The organism is Candidatus Omnitrophota bacterium (assembly GCA_014728045.1).
Lineage (GTDB): Bacteria > Omnitrophota > Gorgyraeia > Tantalellales > Tantalellaceae > WJMH01.
This window is the reverse complement of sequence record WJMH01000012.1, coordinates 125,616-143,039: the sequence shown is the minus strand read 5'-3', so window position 1 is coordinate 143,039 and position 17,424 is coordinate 125,616. Positions and strand designations below refer to the sequence as shown.

Sequence of the window (17,424 nt, the reverse complement as noted above, 5' to 3'; positions counted from 1 at the left end):
CGACTCAGGTTTCCAGTTCTTTTTGTCTGAATATCACTTCCTTGGTTATATGATCCATCAGCCTGCGGTATTCAAGCTGGCCGACGAACTGGTTTTTCGTGCTGTCAGCCAGAACGGGGATATAATCAATGTTCTTCGCCCTGAAGACCTTTATCACATCCTTAAGCTCCTGGTCAGCGTACGCGACGGTATCAGTTTCACGGACTATGTCTCCGGCGAGTATGAGTTCGTCCATCTGTTCCTCGTTGAACGTATCGCGCAGATCCCCCAGTGAAATAACACCCAGAAAATCGCCGTTCATCTTTACAACGGGAAAATTGAACGCGTCGGTCTTCTTCATTATATCAATGATCTGGTGGAGGTTATTGTTCTCCCTGATAACAAAGAAGTCCTCCTCCATCACATCCTTGACCTTGTGGGATTCGACTATATCCTCCTCGGTCACGTTCCTGTTGATCTCATCGGCTTTTTTTATGCCCAGCTTTATCATCGGCGGCGAGACCATCTGCAGCAAAAAGGTCGTCGCCGTGATTATATTGACTATCATAAGACCGGCTATGCGGGCCTCCCCGCCCAGCATGCTGAAGGTATGGTATGTCGCAAGGGCAAGACCGACGGCCACTCCCGCCTGGTCAAAAAGACAGAAACCGAGATATTTGGTCACAGTTTCCCTGGCCTTGGAGATCTTACCCCCTATATAAGCGCCGGCCACCTTGCCTATGCTCCGCGCGACTATATACGCCACCGCGATCGCCGGAACCCCGCCCTTGGTAAGTATCTTGGCATCAAGGCGCGCGCCGACTATAACGAAGAAAAGTATGAAAATAGGCGGGCTGAATCGTTTTATCTGCTCGAACATCTCCCTGTTCTCCGCCGACTGCAGGTTCGATGCAACCGTGCCCAGTACCATCGAAGCGAGTATGGGATCGACCTTGAAATATATGGAGAGCCCCACTACAAGGATTATGGTGCCCAGCGTGGAGGGAAGCATCTGCTCCCTGGCCTTCATCTTTGAGGCTACCTTGTGCAATATGAAACCGGAGACTAATCCTATAAGTATGGAGCCGGCTATCTGCATTATAGGAACCGCAAGGGTCAAAAGCACCGAAGCGCGCTGCTGTACTATTATGGCCCTTGCGAACACGCTCGCAAAACCGTAGATAAGGAGGGCCAGCGCGTCATCGAGCGCCACGATCGACAGGGTGGTCGTTGTCACAGGCCCCCTGGCCTTATATTCGCCTAGAACGCTGTAGGTCGCCGCCGGAGCCGTCGCCGAAGCCAGAGCCCCGAGTATCAGCCCCACGTACAGTTTACCGGTCAGGAGTGTGACCCCGCCGGCTACAAGGAAAAAGGTGAGGAGTGCCTCGACAAAAAGGATGGTGTATATCGAACGGCTGTATCTCTTGAACCGGTCGAAGATTATCTCCGAACCTATCATAAAGCCGATTATGCCCAGTGCGAGGCTGATTATGGGCCTGAAGGAATCAATGATGGGACCGCTCAAGAAACCGTGGAATGATTCGCCCAGGAGCAAGCCGATTATCATGTACCCCATGACCTGGGGCAGGTTCAGCTTGCTCATTATTTTACCTCCCAGCATACCCAGAAGGATGACGAGTCCTATTACCAGCAATATATTCATTTGGATCTCTAGCTGCCTTTCCGACCCGTTTTGGCGCGTTTTCTCTTCTCGGCTAACTTGGAGAATTTCTTGGAGTATTCCTTGAGCTTCTTATCCACGAGGTAATTTATAGACCCCTTGGGATACGCGCCTTTTCTGTTCTTTTTGCCCGCTTTCTTGCCGGTGAGGATCTCAATGCCCTCGTCTATTGTGGAAACTGCCCAGATATGGAACTTTCCTTTTTTCACCGCTTCTATGACCTCTTCCTTGAGCATAAGGTGTTTCACGTTCGACCCGGGGATCATAACTCCCTGATCGCCGGTAAGGCCCTTTATCTTACAGGTATGGTAAAAACCTTCTATCTTCTCGTTAACCCCGCCTATCGGTTGCACCATGCCATGCTGGTTCATAGACCCGGTGACGGCTATTGACTGCTTGATAGGGACCCCCGAAAGCGATGAAAGCAGGCAATAAGCTTCGGTGCTGGATGCCGAATCTCCTTCGACCCCCGAATAGGACTGCTCAAAACATATGCTCGCGCTCAGGGTAAGGGGATTATCCTGAGCGAACTTCTCCCCGAAATACCCATTGAGTATCATGACGCCTTTGGAATGGATATTTCCGCCCATCTTGACCTGCCGTTCGATATCCACGACACCTTTTATACCCATGAACGTCTTGGCGGTGATACGCGTGGGTTTACCGAACATGTATTCGCCTATATCCAGTACGGCAAGACCGTTGACCTGCCCCACCTCCGCGCCTTCGGCGTCGATCATGATTATGTTCCTGTCGATAAGTTCAATGATCTTCTCCTCTATCATGTTCGAACGGTATATCTTCTCATGGATCGCCTTTTCAACATGGGGCCTGTCGACATACTCCTTGTTATCCCTGCCCGCCCAGTAATCGGCTTCTCTCAAAAGATCGGCGATGTACATGAACCGGGCGCTGAGCTTTTCCTGGTCCTGGGTAAGGCGCGAACCGTACTCGACTATCTTTGCCACGGCCTTCCTGTCGAAATGCCTGAGACCTTCCTCTTCACAGCGAACCTTGATGAAGGAGGCATACTTATTTATCATGTCATCGACACGGTCCATCTCGATGTCGAAATCCGCCTTTATCTTGAACATCTTGCGGAAATCCTCATCGAACTTGTAAAGCACCTGATAAAGCCACGGCGGGCCTATCATGATGATCTTTATATTTGATGGGATGGGATTGGGCTTCAGGCTGGTAGTGGTAATAAGCCTGAACTGTTCGTTTATGTCCTCTACTTTTATCTCCTGGTTACGTATGACCCTTTTGAGCACGTCCCATGCCATGAAACTGGTAAGAACGTCCATAGCCTGCAGTATGAGGTACCCCCCGTTGGCCTTATGAAGAGCCCCGGCGCTGATCATGGTGAAATCGGTGGACATGGAACCGAAGTGAGAGACGTACTCGATCCTCCCCACAAGATTATAATATGTCGGGTTGGGTTCCCTGATTACCGGAGCACCCTTAGAATGCCTGTGGTCGACCAGGAGGTTGACCTTGTATTTGTTCAAAGAGGTTTTCTTGGAAGGGGTCTTGACCCCGAAAAGGACGTTCTGGGAGTCTTCCTCCTCTTCCTTGAAAAGTTCAAGATTATCGACTATGTCTTCCTGGACCAGGTTAAGATACTGCACTACATCCTCGAATTCCCTATACTTGAAGCGCAGCTCGTCAATAATGTGTTTGACAGAAAAAAGCACGACCTCTTTTTCCAGCTCTTTTATTTTATTTTTAGCCGCTTTCTCCATCGCCCTCACTTCGCTTAAGACCTTTTCGATCTTTATGTGGAGCTCGTGCTTTTCCCCGTCTATCTCTTCTTTCTCTTCGTCCGAAAGATCGTTATACTCATCCGCCGTCATCGGCTGTTCGCCGCTTCGGGGCACCAGTATGACCCCGGTAGCCGACTGCTTGAGCATGAAGCCCTGCTCGTACGCTTCTTCTTCGACCTTTTCCAGGGTGGAATCCCTCATGGTCTTATATTCTTTTAACAGCTCATGCTTGCGCGTTTCGTAGTCCTCGCTTTCAAAGGCTTTGGGGATCTCGACCTTGAGCTCGTCTATGAGCTCTTCCATGTCCTTCTTGAACATTATGCCCCTGCCCGCGGGCAGGCTTATCGCAACAGGCTCATCCTGGCGACTGAAGTTATAGACATACAGCCAGTCATCCGGGCTCTTCTGCCTAGCGGCTATCTCATTGACGAGTTTGTTAACCTGTGTGTTCCTTCCGGTGCCGGTCGCCCCGCAGACGAATATATTGAACCCGTTCGATTTGACGTTAAGCCCGAAATCTATTGCGTTCACGCCTCTTTCCTGGTGCACCGGTTCATGTTCGAACTCGTAATCTTCGGTCGTTTTAAAGGGAAATATTGAAGAATCGCATTCATGCCTGAGATCGTTCGCCTTTAACTCTCTCATTATAATGCTCCTTTTATATTTTCATGAAAAAATCCAGGAACGGATCGTCGAACTGGCGCGCCATTTTCTTGTACCTGTAAGCCATGATCGTTACAACAATACCCGAGAAAATAAGAAGAACGGCCACTACCAGTGACAATAAGGGCGGATACAAGGCAATCAGTATCCCGCATATTATTAATATTATACCCAAAGCCATATTATGTACCTCCTTAAAATATATATATATTATATCATCCGATTTAACTAAAATACCCTATTATCCGTGATAAGTCAAACGTCAGGAACAAGCATTTATCCCCGGGGATTTATCCTGTAAAAAAACTGAATATCGCCAGCCAGAGAGGTATACTGAAGATCGCAACCAGATGGGTGTAAAATATGCTGCTGCTAAGGAATTTATTGTCGGCGTTTGTGTAACTACCTATAACCACTAGGGATACAGCTGTGGGCATCGCGGCCTGCAGAAAGAGGAAAAACATGTAATCATGGCTCAGGGGAACCATAAGAAGTATCCCAAGTACCAAAAGCGGGAATAATACCAGTTTTGTCACGGTACAGGCTACCAGGGATAACTTCCTTTCGGGATGGAACGCGCGGTACCTTGAAAGATAAGCGCCGAGGGTCAGCATCGCAAGCGGAAAGGCCGCCTGTCCGAGCTGTTTCAGCGGATCGGCCACAATCGGGGGCAGGCTCTCTTTTCCGAAGAGGCTTACCCAAACAAGAGAGAACGCTATCGCCACGACCGGTGGGTTGAGGAATACCTTGAGATGGAACCCGCTTTTCAACCTGTCGGAAAGAAAAAGCGGAACAAGCGACCACATAATAAGGTTGAACCCCAAGGTAAAAAGGAACATATAAACAAGAAGCCTGTCGGCCACCGCCCCGGCGAACGCGAAAAGTATGAGGTTCATAGGAAGATATCCGCAGTTCTGGAACCCGCAGCTTGACATGAATTCCTTTACAGGCGCGTCAAGCCGCATCAGCCTGTGCACCGCACCTCCCATAGCCATGCCCCCGAGCGAGAAGATAATACCGCACAACGGCAGGAACCACCAGTAAGAATATTCAGCGAAACTGAAATGAAAGACGGTTTTAGATATTATAAGCGCGGGAAAAACGAGCCTGACAAGAAGCAGGCTCAGCATGTCGGTGAACTTATCATCTATCAGTTTGAAATAATAGAGCAAGAATCCAGCGACCATTATCATGAACAGTTTCAGTATGGCCACGGATATGCTTATAAAAGTGAATTCTATTTCCATGATCTAGGCGCCGGGTTTACCCAGGAGTTTGAACATTTTCTTCTTGTAGGCCTCCACACCGGGCTGGTCGAAAGGATTAACCCCGGCCAAATAAGCGGATACGGCTACGGCTTTTTCGAAGAAATAGAAAAGCTGGCCGAGGCTGTGCGCGGTGTTCTCGGGCAGAAAGACCGTTGAATTGGGCACTCCTCCCTCGAAGTGGGCCTGGCTCGTCGCCTCATAGGCTTTTCTGTTAATATGGCTGAGCTCCATCCCCGCCAGATAGTTCAGTTTATCCAGATCCTCATCCGTCCTGGGAACTTTGCAACCGGAGGACTCCTTCTCGAAGATAAGGAACGTTTCGAAAAGGTTCCTTTCACCCTGCTGTATAAGCTGTCCCATGGAATGAAGATCGGTCGAAAAGTCGCATGATGAAGGAAAAATACCCTTACCCTGTTTGCCTTCGCTCTCACCGAAAAGCTGGCGCCACCATTCGTTCACGTAATGGAGCCTGCTGTTGAAATTAGCGAGTATCTCTATCCTTTTACCTTTGCGGTAAAGACAGTTGCGTACCGCCGCGTACCTGTAGCTCTGGTTGGAAACGATATCGCACTCTGATGAAGCTTTCTGCTGGTATCTCGCCCCCTCAATAAGTTCTTTTATGTCGATACCCGCGCACGCCATCGGGAAAAGCCCGACCGGCGTGAGGACAGAGAACCTCCCGCCCACATCGTCCGGTATCACGAAGGTTTTATAACCGTTCTTCCGGGCCAGGGTCATGAGGGCACCTTTTTCCTTATCGGTTGTGGCTATGATCCTTTCGGAAATATCGCCGGGGCCGTACTTCTTTTTCAAAAGGTCCTGAAGTATCCTGAAAGTCACCGCCGTTTCGGTCGTGGTCCCGGATTTGGATATCACGTTCACACTGAAATCCTTATCCTCAAGCTGCTGCGCGAGTGACTTAAGCTCGCTGCAGGACATGTTGTAACCGGCGAACAATATCCTTTTCTTCTCCTCCGGAGGGCAAAGGCACTCAATCGCAGCCCGGGAGCCGAGGTAAGACCCGCCAATACCGACTATGACCATTACATCAGACTTCTCACGCAGAGCGGAAGCCGTATCCAGAAGCTCTCCAGTCATATCGTCTGTTATCCTGCCGGGCAGGTCAAGCCATCCGAGATAATCGCTTCCTTCGCCGGTACCCCGGGTAATCTGGGAATGCGCTTTCTCGATCTCGGGAAAGAGATCCTGGATATCCTCCTCGGAAACACTCCCCTCCAGGTATCTGGTATCGTATATAAGTCCTTTGTGCATGGAACTCCCCCTTAATCGCCTTTTTTCGGGCTCCTGAAAAGATTATAATATCCCGAGAGTTTCGCCCTGAAATGGAACGGTTTGGTCATGTCGGAATTGGTGACCTTTATCCTGTTAAGCTCGTATACGTCCCTGTTTAGCCTGTCGAATCCCCTGTTGGTCGTGCAGGCGCCTTCGTAGCCGGCCCTTTTTACGGCGTTCTTCACCTTGGTGTTGAAACCGCCGGTCGGATAACAGAAATAACCGGGCGCCTTGCCCGTATTGTTCTCTATTATGTTCCTGGGTCCGTGAACTTCCCACCACAGGGTGCGGGTGTCTTCCACCGAAGGCAGATATACGTTGTTCACCGTATGTGCGCCGAAATCAATGCCGTTATCCATCATGAGCTTCACCTGGTCCCAGTCAAGATACCCTTCCCGCTCGGAAATATAGCCGGCTACAAGGAATATCGTCGCGGGCAGTTTATATTTCGCCAAAACAGGAAAAGCTTTAAGGTAATTGTCCTCGAAGCCGTCATCAAAAGTGATAACGACTGTTTTGGGATGGAATTTGCGCTCCTGGCGGATACCCCGGACAAGATCATCCAGGGAGATAACAGAATACTCTCCCATGACAAGGAACCTCATCTGCCTGTCGAAGTTCTCCGCAGTCACATTAAGTGAACTCCCCCGATCGTCGCTTATCGAGTGGTACATGAGGATGGGGATCACTTTCCTGGGCTTCATGTAGAAAAAATAGAAACCCGTCAAAAGCAGAACAACCACTAATAGAAATGCTATAACCCTTCTCAACGCTCTCATTACGGTCAGTTAGTCCTTTTTTTGTAATATAACAGACCCCTCGGCCGCCCCGTAAAGGGTTGCGGAGGGGTCTTTTCTTGATTCAAAGAAGCACTGTCGCGGTCACTTGACTATTTCTATCGCCGCCACAGGGCATTGGTCAGCACCGTTCTGGGCGGCTTCAGCCTTGTCCTCCGGTATCTCGTCCAAGATAGTAACTGCCTTATCACCCTTCATCTCGTATACTTCGGGAGCTATCTGGGGGCAGAGTCCACAACCAATGCATTTGTCCTGGTCAATTACAGCTTTCATGATAAAGCACCTCTCTTTCGTTTTCGCCTATTCTATCAGAATCAACTCACAGGGTCAAGCGGCTCCGGAAGGGACGATCTAGATATCCCAGACGGACCAGCTGCCCCCACCCAAAAGGATGAGGGGTATACATGCTCCCACCACTAAAAGACCGTATTCAACTCCCCCGTTCTGGAGAAAGAACCCGTACATGAGATTGATTTTCCAGATCCTCACGAGCATGGTGAGGGATATCGCCAAAGCCGACCATCTCGCCAGTATGCCCAGCATGAGAAATATACCGCCTATGAACTCTATACAGGCCCATGCCAGGGCGATCGTATAGGCATTCCCGAACCCAAGGCCTTCAACCATCTTGGCCGTTCCCTCCAGACCTATGCCGTCAAAGGTCCCGAAGAGCTTCTGCGCGCCATAGGCAACGAAAATGACCCCGAGCACGAGCCTGAGAACCAGCATGGAAAGATTGAACAAGTTTTCGTTCTTCATCTTAAATCCTTTCCCGATGAATATATTATCAGGTTTATTTTATATGAATATCGTTTAGAATACAAAATTTTTGAAAGAAATAACACTCCGGGGCGCATCTCAATATATATAAATGGAGGAAGCTTTATGGTACTGGCAGAAATCGTCAACTCCTGTGTTAACCTTTTTTTCCCCGAGACATGCGCCTTATGCGCCAAGCACAGCGCAGATTACCCTCTGCCGATCTGCCCGGATTGTGCGGGAGACTTAAATGATCACTTCCTCCCTCCTGCCAGCGGTTCCGGCCCCCTCGAAAATATCCTCTCCTGCGGACCATACGCAGGGAGCCTTCGCCTGTGCATTAAGAAGTTCAAGTACAACGGACGCCTCAAAGTGACCCCTTTATTCGGCGGGATGATCTCTTCCTGCCTGGAGAAGTACGGCGTCCTTCTAAAGGATTCCGACTGCCTGATACCCGTACCCCTGCATCCGGCAAAAAGACGGAAAAGAGGATATAACCAGTCGGAACTCATCGCGCACATCCTCCAGCAAGAGCTTTCGGTCCCCAGCCATAAACACATCCTGGTCAAAACCAGGAATACCGGAGCCCAGACGGGGCTTCCAAGGAACGAACGGGTAAGGAACCTTGCCGGGTCCTTCAGGGTTATCGACAAAGACTTGGTCGCCGGGAGGAACGTGGTACTGGTGGACGACATAATCACAACAGGAGCAACTCTTGAGACCTGCGCCCGGCAGCTCGTCCAGGCAGGCGCGGGCAAGGTATCAGGGTTCACTCTGGCCAGAACCCCGAGAAAACAGATCAGCTTTTCTGGTGTATGAAATATACTCCCAGCCCCACGAAGAGCACGTTACTGAACCAGGCCGCCACGACCGGAGGCAGAACGCCTCCTTTTCCCAGGGCCAGGCTTACCGCCATTACAGGTACATACAGCATGGCAACGGTAATACCCCTGACCATGCCCACTAACGGGTTGGCACGGCCTGTTTCTATGCTGAAAGGTACGCAGACAAGTATCGTAACAAGCGCGGCGAAAGGAAAGGACAGCTTGTAGTTGAGGTCCACAAGAAGCCGCCTGACCGTGGAGGGGGATCCCCTGCTGAAAAGGCGCAGGTATTTCCTGAGCTGCTGAAAGCTCATGAACTTGGGATCCCACTGGTGCGCCGAGAAGTCCTGGGGCTTCTCTCTTATATCAAGGCGCTTCTTCTTGTAGACTTCGGGATCGGGCGCGAACTGACCGCCTTCTCCTTTAGTGAAAACGATCACATCCGTCCCCATCCACGCACCATCTCCCAAGTATTCAACAAGCCTTGCGCTTATCTTCTCGCTGACGAGGTTATTTTCATCCTGTTTGTGAATGATGACGTTCTCAAGTCTCTCTTCTTTCTGAGAATATGATTTGGCAAAGATGATCTGGTCGCCTTTACCGTACACCGCGATATTCTTCATGTGGGAGGAGGATCTCTCCTTGCCAGTTTCAAGTTCCTCCTGTTTGATGCGGGTCGCTTTCTGCATGCTCGGGGGAACATATCTGTCATTGATTATGAAAGTGGCTATACACAAGATGAAGGTCACGCATACCACGGGCCTTAACAGTTTCCACAAGCTCAGCCCGCTCGCTATCACCGCCGTCACCTCATGGTGCTTGCTCAGGCTGTTGAAAACAAAAGCGGAGCTGAGTATGCAAGCGAAAGGCAGCATGTTCACGAAAGCGAAAGGCGCAAGGTAAAAATAAAATGAAAGGATGCTGCCCAGAGGTATATCATGCTTGAAGATGTCGTCTATGAATCCCAGAACGTCACCGATAATGCCCAGCACGACAAGAAGGAGCACACAGAAAACAAGGGCGGCCAAAAAATTCCCAAGAACGTATTTTTCCAGTATCCGCATTGTTTTTCCTTATTTTCCAGCGACCCTTCCGAAAAGAATAAAAGCTATGGCCGTAAGGATCATGTTCGCCGCCCAGACGCCCAGCCACGCGGGGATAAGGGCCCTTATCGCGAAGGCGACCCCGCTGAGCATGATCCCCCAGTATACAAGGAACAGGGCTACCGCCAGTCCCAGGCCGACGAATTTCTCCCTGCGGTGCGTCGTGATCGCCAGGGGGATACCTACCAGCACGAACACCAGATTCGAGAACGCCAGGGCGAGTTTTTTATGAAGCTCGACCCTTAGAGGAACGCTGTTAATATCATCTTCAGCCAGAGTGTCCATCTCCTGGAGCAGTTCCTTGATGCTCTTCTCCCTCGCCTTTTTCTGGATATTGCTGGTGTTTACCGCGTGCTCAAGGTTGAGCGTCATGAAATATTCCTTGAAAGTGAGCTTGTAGAACTCATCCGGCTTGTCTGGCATTACCTCATCGGCGGTTCCGTCCTCAAGCCTCAGCTTGACGGCGTCTTCCTCGGGCATGGGTATAACTTCCCCCTTCTTGGCGATAATGACCCTTGTCGCCTTTCCTTCGCGAGGCTGGTATATCCTTATCCCTTCGAGCTTGTTGCCCTTGACATTATGCACGAAGATTATGTAGTCCTTGAATCCCTTGACGAAAACCCCCGGCTCGAGCATCGCGGTGGGGTGTTTTATCCCTAGACTCTTTGCCAGTTTCCTGGCCTGGTATTCCGACTGGGGAAGGATCTTGTCATTAAGCGGCACATTTGCAAGGCTTATGATGAAACCGGCGATGATGATAGGCAGTATCACTTTGTATATGCTTATACCGCTCGTCCTGAGGGCAGTTATCTCATTGTCGCTGGAAAGCCTGCCGAAGCCGAGAAGTACCGCGGCAAGCACCGAGATGGGTATCGTGAAAATAAGGACATACGGCAAAAAAAGAAAGAATAGTTTGAGGACCTGAGTTATCTCAACGCCCTTATTCACCACCATGTCCGCGGTCTGGATGATGTTCCCGGCTGCAAGGATGATGGTCGAGACAAAAAGAGAGGCGGCAAAAGGGCCTCCCAGTTCTTTAAGAAGATATCTTGTTGTTATTCTCATTTTATGCTTACGGTGAATAGCCGGCTCTTTATTTGGCTAGAAGTTTCGTGAGCCCATAGGTCCTGGCATACAGCTTCTGGTCCTTTTCCCTCTCGTGGCAGGCTTTCAGATAAGGCACAAGGCAGAGCTTGCGCGCCTGGACGGCTACCATTTTATCCGAATGGCCTTCAAGCAGGGCTGAGACGGCCTCCACCCCCATTGCTGAGGCGAGAACCCTGTCGGGTGCGTTGGGTCTGCCGCCCCTTTGCACATGGCCGAGGGTTATGGGCCTGACTTCGTAACCTGTGGCTTCGGCGATGCTGCTTGAAAGATCGTGGGCGCTGGAAAACCCCTCGGAAACGATTATGATCCAGCTCCTCTTGCCGCGCTTCTCGGCTGAACGGATCTCCCCGGCCATCTCCTCTATCGTGATCTCTTTACCGGGATAAAGCACTTCTTCCGCTCCCCCGGCAAGACCTGCCATAACGGCTATGTAAGGCTCTTCCCTGCCCATCACCTCGATAACGTAGATGCGTTCCATGCTGGTCACCGTATCACGTATCTTGTCCACCGCATCCAGCACGGTATCTACCGAAGTGTGGGATCCCACCGTATAATCGGTATACCCCAGGTCATTATCTATGGTGCCCGGTATGCCTATGTTCGTAACGCCCCATTCGGAATGCAGTACATGCGCTCCCTGGAAAGAACCGTTCCCACCGATTATGACCAGAGCATCCAGGCCGTTCCGGGAAAGGTTATCTACCGCGCGCTTCTGCCCCTCCTTGGTCATGAAGGCGGAGGAGCGGGCCGTCTTGAGAATGGTCCCTCCGTTACCGAGTATATTGCTCACACTGCGGGAATCCATATCGATGAATTCGCCGTTGATAAGGCCCTCGTATCCCCTGAGCACTCCTTTGACCTCAAGGCCTTCATGACAGGCTTTGCGCACGACAGCCCTTATTGCGGCGTTCATCCCCGGCGCGTCGCCTCCTGAAGTAAGCACTCCTATCCTCTTTAACTTATCTGCCATACACCTCTCTCAGTATCTGTAATGTTCGGGTTTGTAAGGCCCCTCGAGCGGCACGCCAATATATTCAGCCTGGTCCCTGGTCATCCTGGTCAGTTTAACGCCTATCTTCTCAAGATGCAGTCTGGCGACCTCCTCGTCGAGTTTTTTGGGCAGGCAATATACCTTTTTTTCGTACTTGTCCCTGTTCTTCCACAGGTCCATCTGCGCCAGGGCCTGGTTGCTGAAGGAATTTGACATTACGAAAGAAGGATGACCCGTGGCACATCCAAGGTTTACAAGCCTGCCTTCGGCAAGGAGAAAGATCTCGCTGCCCCCGGGAAAGATGAATTTATCCACCTGGGGCTTGATGTTCACCTTCTTTATGCCCGGATAGTTCTCCAGCTTCGAAACCTGAATCTCGTTATCAAAATGACCGATGTTACAGACTATGGCCTGGTCTTTCATTCTTTCCATGTGTTCTATCCTTATTACGTCCCTGTTACCCGTGGCAGTGACGTATATATCGGCTTTGCCCAGTGTCTCTTCGATGGTCGTCACCTCATATCCTTCCATAGCCGCCTGTAACGCGCAAATGGGGTCTATCTCGGCGATTATCACCCTGGCGCCGAGACTCCGGAGCGACTGTGCCGAACCCTTGCCGACGTCACCGTAACCGCATACAACGGCAACTTTGCCCGCAAGCATCACGTCCATGGCCCGCTTGAGGCCATCACCCAGGGACTCCCTGCACCCGTAAAGGTTGTCGAACTTGGATTTGGTCACCGAATCGTTCACGTTGATGGCCGGCACCAGGAGAGTACCGCTGTTCATCATGCGGTACAGTCTGTTGACCCCGGTAGTGGTCTCCTCTGAAACACCTGTCCACTCCGAAACAAGAGTGTCCCCTTTAGAGGGGTCTTTCTTCAGGGAACTTTTTAACTGCTTGAAAAGACATTCCTCGTCCTCCCCGCCGGGCTCTTTATCAAGCACCGAAGGGTCCTTTCCCGCCTGCACGCCCAGATGCAGCATGAGCGTGGCGTCCCCCCCGTCATCGACCACTAGATTCGGACCTTTCCCGCCGGGGAAAGTGAGAGCCTGCTCGGTGCACCACCAGTAGTCTTCGAGGGTCTCCCCTTTCCAGGCGAAAACGGGCACACCTCTTTCGACCATAGCCGCCGCGGCGTGGTCCTGCGTCGAGAATATGTTACAGCTCGCCCATCTCACATTCGCTCCCAGCTCGATCAGCGTCTCTATGAGAACAGCCGTCTGTATGGTCATGTGAAGGGAACCCATGATACGCGCGCCAGAGAGGGGTTTCTGCTTGCTGTATTTTTTCCTTATGGACATAAGCCCGGGCATCTCGCGCTCGGCTATGGCTATCTCTTTCCTGCCCAGATCCGCCAACGCGGGATCCTTTATCTTGTAATCCTCGGTAGAAATTGCCATTTCATTCTCCTTTAACTGCTTTTTGGCAGACACCGGTCATTTGGCTTTTTTCTTCAGGACCTCGGCCATGTCGATCTCTTCCCACATGAAACCTTCCCCGTCCCTTCCGAAATGACCGTAGGCGGCCGTCTTCCTGTATATGGGACGCCTGAGCATGAGCTTTTCGATTATGCCCCCGGGGGTAAGGTCAAAATTCTCCCTGACCAGTTTTACGATCTTGTCTTCGGTGATCCTTCCGGTACCGAAAGTGTTCACCATGATGCTCACCGGTTCCGGTACGCCTATCGCGTAAGCGAACTGGATCTCGCACTTGTGGGCTATTCCCGCGGCGACTATGTTCTTTGCCACATAACGGGCCATGTAGGAAGCGGACCTGTCCACCTTTGTGGGGTCCTTGCCGCTGAAACATCCACCGCCATGGCTGCCCACGCCACCATAGGTATCAACGATTATCTTCCTGCCGGTAACTCCAGTGTCACCCTGCGGCCCCCCGACCTCGAACCGGCCGGTTGGATTAACGAATATCTTGGTATCCTTATCCACCAGTTCCTGGGGGATGACCTCCTTGATGACAAGCTCCTTCATATCCTTGTGGATATCCTTCATGTCGGTCTTGCGGTCATGATGGGCACTCACCACTATGGTCGCTATCCTTTTGGGTTTACCGTCCTGGTACTCTACCGTCACCTGGCTCTTGCCGTCCGGACGGAGATACTTGACCACCCTTTCTTTCCTGATCTTCGCCAGGCGCCGGGTAAGGGCATGCGCGAGGGTGATGGGCATGGGCATGAATTCACGCGTTTCGTCGGTCGCATAACCGAACATCATGCCCTGATCACCCGCACCACCCACATCAACGCCCATGGCTATATCGGGCGACTGTTCCTGAATGGACGTCATAACACCGCAGGTAAGGTAATCGAACCCGTAATCGGCATGTGTGTACCCTATATCCTTTATGGTATTCCTGACCACTTTAGGTATATCAACATAGCAGGAAGTCGTTATCTCACCCGCGACTATCGCCAGGCCCGTGGTCACCATGGTTTCGCAGGCGACACGTCCGGAAGGGTCCTCCTTGTATATAGAATCCAGCACAGCATCCGATATCTGGTCGCAAACCTTGTCCGGGTGCCCCTCGGTAACACTTTCAGAGGTGAATAAATACCTGTTCTTCATCCATTTCTCCTTTTTCCTTATTATAGCTCTTTTTTCCTGTACTCGATATCCGCCTTCTCAAGCGAACCTTTGTCCCCTATATCGTACCATCCTTCGTTGAACACATACCCGTAAACACCGTCCTTTTCTGAAACCCATTTGACGAAATTGCCCGGGGCATCCTTGACAAGATCGGTCCTCATATAATCCTTCATCATCCCGAGAGTCTCTTGCGGCATGAAATATATCCCGGTCGAGGCAAGGGTGCTCTTGGGTTTATCGGGTTTCTCCTGGAATTCTGTCAGTTTCTTGTCGTCGTCCAGCGAAACGATCCCGTACCTCTGGGCGAGTTTGCGGTCCTTGACGTCATACAGGGCGACACTGAACTTGTTCTTTCTCTTCGAGAAGGATATGAAATCGCTTATATCGAATTCGAAAAGGTTATCCCCGGCCAGTATGAGCACGTCATCCTCCGGATTCTCCTTCTTCAGCACCAGGTTTATATCGCCTATGGCGCCCAGCCTGTCCTCATTGGAGCGGGTGAGGTCGTTTATCACCTTGAGCTTTACCGAAAAACTCCTGTCGCGCACCCATTTGACTATCATGTCGTGGAACTTGTCGTTGGTAACGATGTAGATCTCATCACATTCTTCGATGGTCTCAAGCTTGCGTAAAAGCCGTTCCAGTATGGTAACGCCGCCGACCTTGACCAGGGGTTTGGGGCGGTCAAGCGTTAACGGGTACAGCCTCGTGCCGTATCCTGCAGCTAGTATCAGAGCTTTCATGTTTATCCTTTCCTTACATTCTACTTATTCGGACAACTCTATGGCTATATCAGGTACTATTTCGAGCAATCTTTTCCTGGCGAAATCCTGCACCTCTTTACCCGTGCTGAAAGTAAGCGCCTTTTCGGCGATCTCCTTCGCCTGGTCATAACTTATCGAACGAACGATCTTTTTTATCTCCGGAACAGCGATAGGAGAAGTACTGAACTCATCCAGCCCCAGGCCGAGCAGTATCATGGTAAGCGAAATATCCCCCGCCATCTCACCGCACAGGGCCACGGGTATGTTCTCACTGTGCCCGTTGTCTATCACCTGCTTTATGAGGTTAAGAACAGCCGGATGAGTGGGCTCATAAAGATAGGCTATCTTTTCGTTCACCCTGTCAACAGCCAGTGAATACTGGATCAGATCGTTGGTGCCGATACTGAAAAAATCGACTTCCTTGGCCAGCACGTCACTGGTAATGGCAGCCGAGGGCACTTCTATCATCGCCCCGACCGGGATATCCTTATTGAACTTGACCTTTTCCTTGCGCAGATCTTCCTTAACCTCCGAAAGGAGCATATTTGCCTGCCTGAGCTCCCCGACACCGGATATCATCGGATACATCAGCTTAAGGTTACCGAACGCCGAGGCCCTGAGTATCGCCCTCAGCTGGGCTTTGAAGATATCAGGTCTGGCGAGGCAGAAGCGTATCGCCCTCCACCCCAAGAACGGGTTCATCTCCCTCGGGACCTCAAGCTGCGAAAGGAACTTATCCCCGCCCAGGTCAAGGGTCCTTATAACGACACAATGGGGTTTTATCCTGAGGGCCACGGATTTGTAGGCGTTGAACTGTTCCTCTTCGCTGGGCAGATCCCGCCGGTTCATATAGAAATATTCGGTCCTGTAAAGACCTATGCCTTCGGCGCCGTGGGAGATGACACTTGCCACGTCCTCGGGAAGCTCTATATTACCCGCAACGGTGACCTTCTTGTTATCGGTCGTTTCGCTGGGGAGGGTCTTAAGCTCGACGAGTTCCTTTTCAAGATTCTCGAGCTTCTTCTTCTCCTTATGGTATTTGTCAAGAAATCTCTTGGTGGGGTTGACTATGACCACACCGTGCGTACCGTCAAGTATCACCTGGTCGCCGTTCTTGACCACGTCGGTAATGGATTCCAGCCCGACCACTGCGGGTATCTCCAGGGATTTCGCCATGATGGCGGTATGTGAGGTCCTGCCGCCAATATCGGTAGCGAAGCCTATCACCCGGCCTTTGTGCATCATTGCAGTATCCGAAGGAGAAAGGTCATAGGAGATTATAATGGATTTATCGTGAAGCCCTTCCATGCTCCTTTCTTCGGCTCCGATCAGGTTGCGAAGTATCCTTTTTCCCACATCGGTTATATCGCTTACCCTGTCCCTGAGGTATTCGTCCTTGGCCGAAGACAGAACGCTTATGTACTTATTGAGCACTTCCGCGAAGATGGTCTCGATATTCTTTTTCCTCTTTTTAAGGCGGGAGATGACCTCCTGCACGAGCACGCTGTCCTCGAGAACCAGAAGATGCGCCCTGAATATACTCCCGTGCTCTACCCCCATTTCCTTGGAGATCCTTCTTTCAATGGCAAGGACCTCTTTCCTGGTCTCGGCAAGAGCCCGCTTGAACCTGTCTATCTCGCCGGATACCTCTGATTCGGATATCTTGCGTTCCTGGGGTATCATGTCCTCCGTGCCGAAAACATGAGCTTTTCCTATCGCGATACCGGGCGCTGCCGGGATCCCCTTAAGCTGGATCTGTTTCTTCTTGGAAGACTTCTTATTATCAGCCATCAGATTAGTCCCCTCTTCTTCCTGCCACCTGTTA

General features: G+C 51.0%; 16 protein-coding genes. 1 reads left to right on the top strand and 15 read right to left on the bottom strand.

Going from position 1 to position 17,424, the window contains the following annotated elements; genetic code table 11:
• Window positions 1-4: 4 nt before the first annotated feature.
• The 8 genes from GF409_04480 to GF409_04445 form a co-directional block, all read right to left on the bottom strand.
• The gene (locus GF409_04480) at window positions 5-1,642 is read right to left on the bottom strand and encodes a CBS domain-containing protein (GenBank protein MBD3426465.1); all 1,638 of its coding nucleotides are present in this window, start codon (window positions 1,640-1,642) and stop codon (window positions 5-7) included.
• Window positions 1,643-1,650: 8 nt separating this feature from the next.
• Window positions 1,651-4,071 (bottom strand): AAA family ATPase, encoded by a 2,421-nt coding sequence (locus GF409_04475; protein ID MBD3426464.1) that lies wholly within the window; start codon window positions 4,069-4,071, stop codon window positions 1,651-1,653.
• Between the two features lie 13 nt (window positions 4,072-4,084).
• Complete coding sequence (locus GF409_04470) at window positions 4,085-4,270, bottom strand: hypothetical protein (protein MBD3426463.1); 186 nt, start codon at window positions 4,268-4,270, stop codon at window positions 4,085-4,087.
• Between the two features lie 109 nt (window positions 4,271-4,379).
• Complete coding sequence (locus tag GF409_04465; GenBank protein MBD3426462.1) at window positions 4,380-5,336, bottom strand: hypothetical protein; 957 nt, start codon at window positions 5,334-5,336, stop codon at window positions 4,380-4,382.
• Between the two features lie 3 nt (window positions 5,337-5,339).
• Window positions 5,340-6,629, bottom strand: a complete 1,290-nt coding sequence (locus GF409_04460) for a glucose-6-phosphate isomerase (protein ID MBD3426461.1) — start codon at window positions 6,627-6,629, stop codon at window positions 5,340-5,342.
• 11 nt (window positions 6,630-6,640) lie between these two features.
• Window positions 6,641-7,429, bottom strand: a complete 789-nt coding sequence (locus GF409_04455) for a polysaccharide deacetylase family protein (GenBank protein ID MBD3426460.1) — start codon at window positions 7,427-7,429, stop codon at window positions 6,641-6,643.
• Window positions 7,430-7,531: 102 nt separating this feature from the next.
• Window positions 7,532-7,720 carry a ferredoxin gene (locus tag GF409_04450; GenBank protein ID MBD3426459.1) on the bottom strand — a complete coding sequence of 63 codons (189 nt, stop codon included), beginning with the start codon at window positions 7,718-7,720 and terminating at the stop codon, window positions 7,532-7,534.
• 78 nt (window positions 7,721-7,798) lie between these two features.
• Window positions 7,799-8,191, bottom strand: a complete 393-nt coding sequence (locus GF409_04445) for a DoxX family membrane protein (protein ID MBD3426458.1) — start codon at window positions 8,189-8,191, stop codon at window positions 7,799-7,801.
• Between the two features lie 141 nt (window positions 8,192-8,332).
• Here GF409_04445 and GF409_04440 point away from each other — a divergent pair, with 141 nt between their 5' ends.
• Window positions 8,333-9,025: a hypothetical protein gene (locus GF409_04440; GenBank protein MBD3426457.1), complete on the top strand. Its 693-nt coding sequence runs from the start codon at window positions 8,333-8,335 to the stop codon at window positions 9,023-9,025.
• Here GF409_04440 and GF409_04435 read toward each other — a convergent pair.
• The 7 genes from GF409_04435 to ptsP are packed head-to-tail and all read right to left on the bottom strand — an operon-like array spanning window position 9,006 to window position 17,390.
• Window positions 9,006-10,094 (bottom strand): LptF/LptG family permease, encoded by a 1,089-nt coding sequence (locus GF409_04435; GenBank protein MBD3426456.1) that lies wholly within the window; start codon window positions 10,092-10,094, stop codon window positions 9,006-9,008. The genes GF409_04440 and GF409_04435 overlap by 20 nt on opposite strands.
• A 9-nt stretch (window positions 10,095-10,103) precedes the next feature.
• Window positions 10,104-11,198 (bottom strand): LptF/LptG family permease, encoded by a 1,095-nt coding sequence (locus GF409_04430; protein MBD3426455.1) that lies wholly within the window; start codon window positions 11,196-11,198, stop codon window positions 10,104-10,106.
• A gap of 28 nt (window positions 11,199-11,226) precedes the next feature.
• Window positions 11,227-12,210 carry a 6-phosphofructokinase gene (gene pfkA / locus GF409_04425; GenBank protein ID MBD3426454.1) on the bottom strand — a complete coding sequence of 328 codons (984 nt, stop codon included), beginning with the start codon at window positions 12,208-12,210 and terminating at the stop codon, window positions 11,227-11,229.
• Window positions 12,211-12,219: 9 nt separating this feature from the next.
• Window positions 12,220-13,629, bottom strand: coding sequence for an adenosylhomocysteinase (locus GF409_04420; protein MBD3426453.1), 1,410 nt, complete (start codon window positions 13,627-13,629; stop codon window positions 12,220-12,222).
• Between the two features lie 42 nt (window positions 13,630-13,671).
• Window positions 13,672-14,814 carry a methionine adenosyltransferase gene (locus tag GF409_04415; protein ID MBD3426452.1) on the bottom strand — a complete coding sequence of 381 codons (1,143 nt, stop codon included), beginning with the start codon at window positions 14,812-14,814 and terminating at the stop codon, window positions 13,672-13,674.
• 20 nt (window positions 14,815-14,834) lie between these two features.
• On the bottom strand, window positions 14,835-15,578 hold the full coding sequence (locus tag GF409_04410) for an NTP transferase domain-containing protein (protein ID MBD3426451.1): 744 nt from the start codon (window positions 15,576-15,578) through the stop codon (window positions 14,835-14,837).
• Window positions 15,579-15,602: 24 nt separating this feature from the next.
• Window positions 15,603-17,390, bottom strand: coding sequence for a phosphoenolpyruvate--protein phosphotransferase (gene ptsP / locus GF409_04405; GenBank protein ID MBD3426450.1), 1,788 nt, complete (start codon window positions 17,388-17,390; stop codon window positions 15,603-15,605).
• Between the last annotated feature and the right edge of the window lie 34 nt (window positions 17,391-17,424).

Bases quoted from the DNA above. Each gene is read 5' to 3' on its own strand.
- GF409_04460 (MBD3426461.1), bottom strand. From the start codon at position 6,629: ATGCACAAAGGACTTATATACGATACCAGATACCTGGAGGGGAGTGTT.
- GF409_04480 (MBD3426465.1), bottom strand. From the start codon at position 1,642: ATGAATATATTGCTGGTAATAGGACTCGTCATCCTTCTGGGTATGCTG.
- GF409_04415 (MBD3426452.1), bottom strand. From the start codon at position 14,814: ATGAAGAACAGGTATTTATTCACCTCTGAAAGTGTTACCGAGGGGCAC.
- GF409_04455 (MBD3426460.1), bottom strand. From the start codon at position 7,429: ATGAGAGCGTTGAGAAGGGTTATAGCATTTCTATTAGTGGTTGTTCTG.
- GF409_04465 (MBD3426462.1), bottom strand. From the start codon at position 5,336: ATGGAAATAGAATTCACTTTTATAAGCATATCCGTGGCCATACTGAAA.
- pfkA (MBD3426454.1), bottom strand. From the start codon at position 12,210: ATGGCAGATAAGTTAAAGAGGATAGGAGTGCTTACTTCAGGAGGCGAC.
- GF409_04450 (MBD3426459.1), bottom strand. From the start codon at position 7,720: ATGAAAGCTGTAATTGACCAGGACAAATGCATTGGTTGTGGACTCTGC.
- GF409_04435 (MBD3426456.1), bottom strand. From the start codon at position 10,094: ATGCGGATACTGGAAAAATACGTTCTTGGGAATTTTTTGGCCGCCCTT.
- GF409_04410 (MBD3426451.1), bottom strand. From the start codon at position 15,578: ATGAAAGCTCTGATACTAGCTGCAGGATACGGCACGAGGCTGTACCCG.
- ptsP (MBD3426450.1), bottom strand. From the start codon at position 17,390: ATGGCTGATAATAAGAAGTCTTCCAAGAAGAAACAGATCCAGCTTAAG.
- GF409_04470 (MBD3426463.1), bottom strand. From the start codon at position 4,270: ATGGCTTTGGGTATAATATTAATAATATGCGGGATACTGATTGCCTTG.
- GF409_04475 (MBD3426464.1), bottom strand. From the start codon at position 4,071: ATGAGAGAGTTAAAGGCGAACGATCTCAGGCATGAATGCGATTCTTCA.
- GF409_04440 (MBD3426457.1), top strand. From the start codon at position 8,333: ATGGTACTGGCAGAAATCGTCAACTCCTGTGTTAACCTTTTTTTCCCC.
- GF409_04430 (MBD3426455.1), bottom strand. From the start codon at position 11,198: ATGAGAATAACAACAAGATATCTTCTTAAAGAACTGGGAGGCCCTTTT.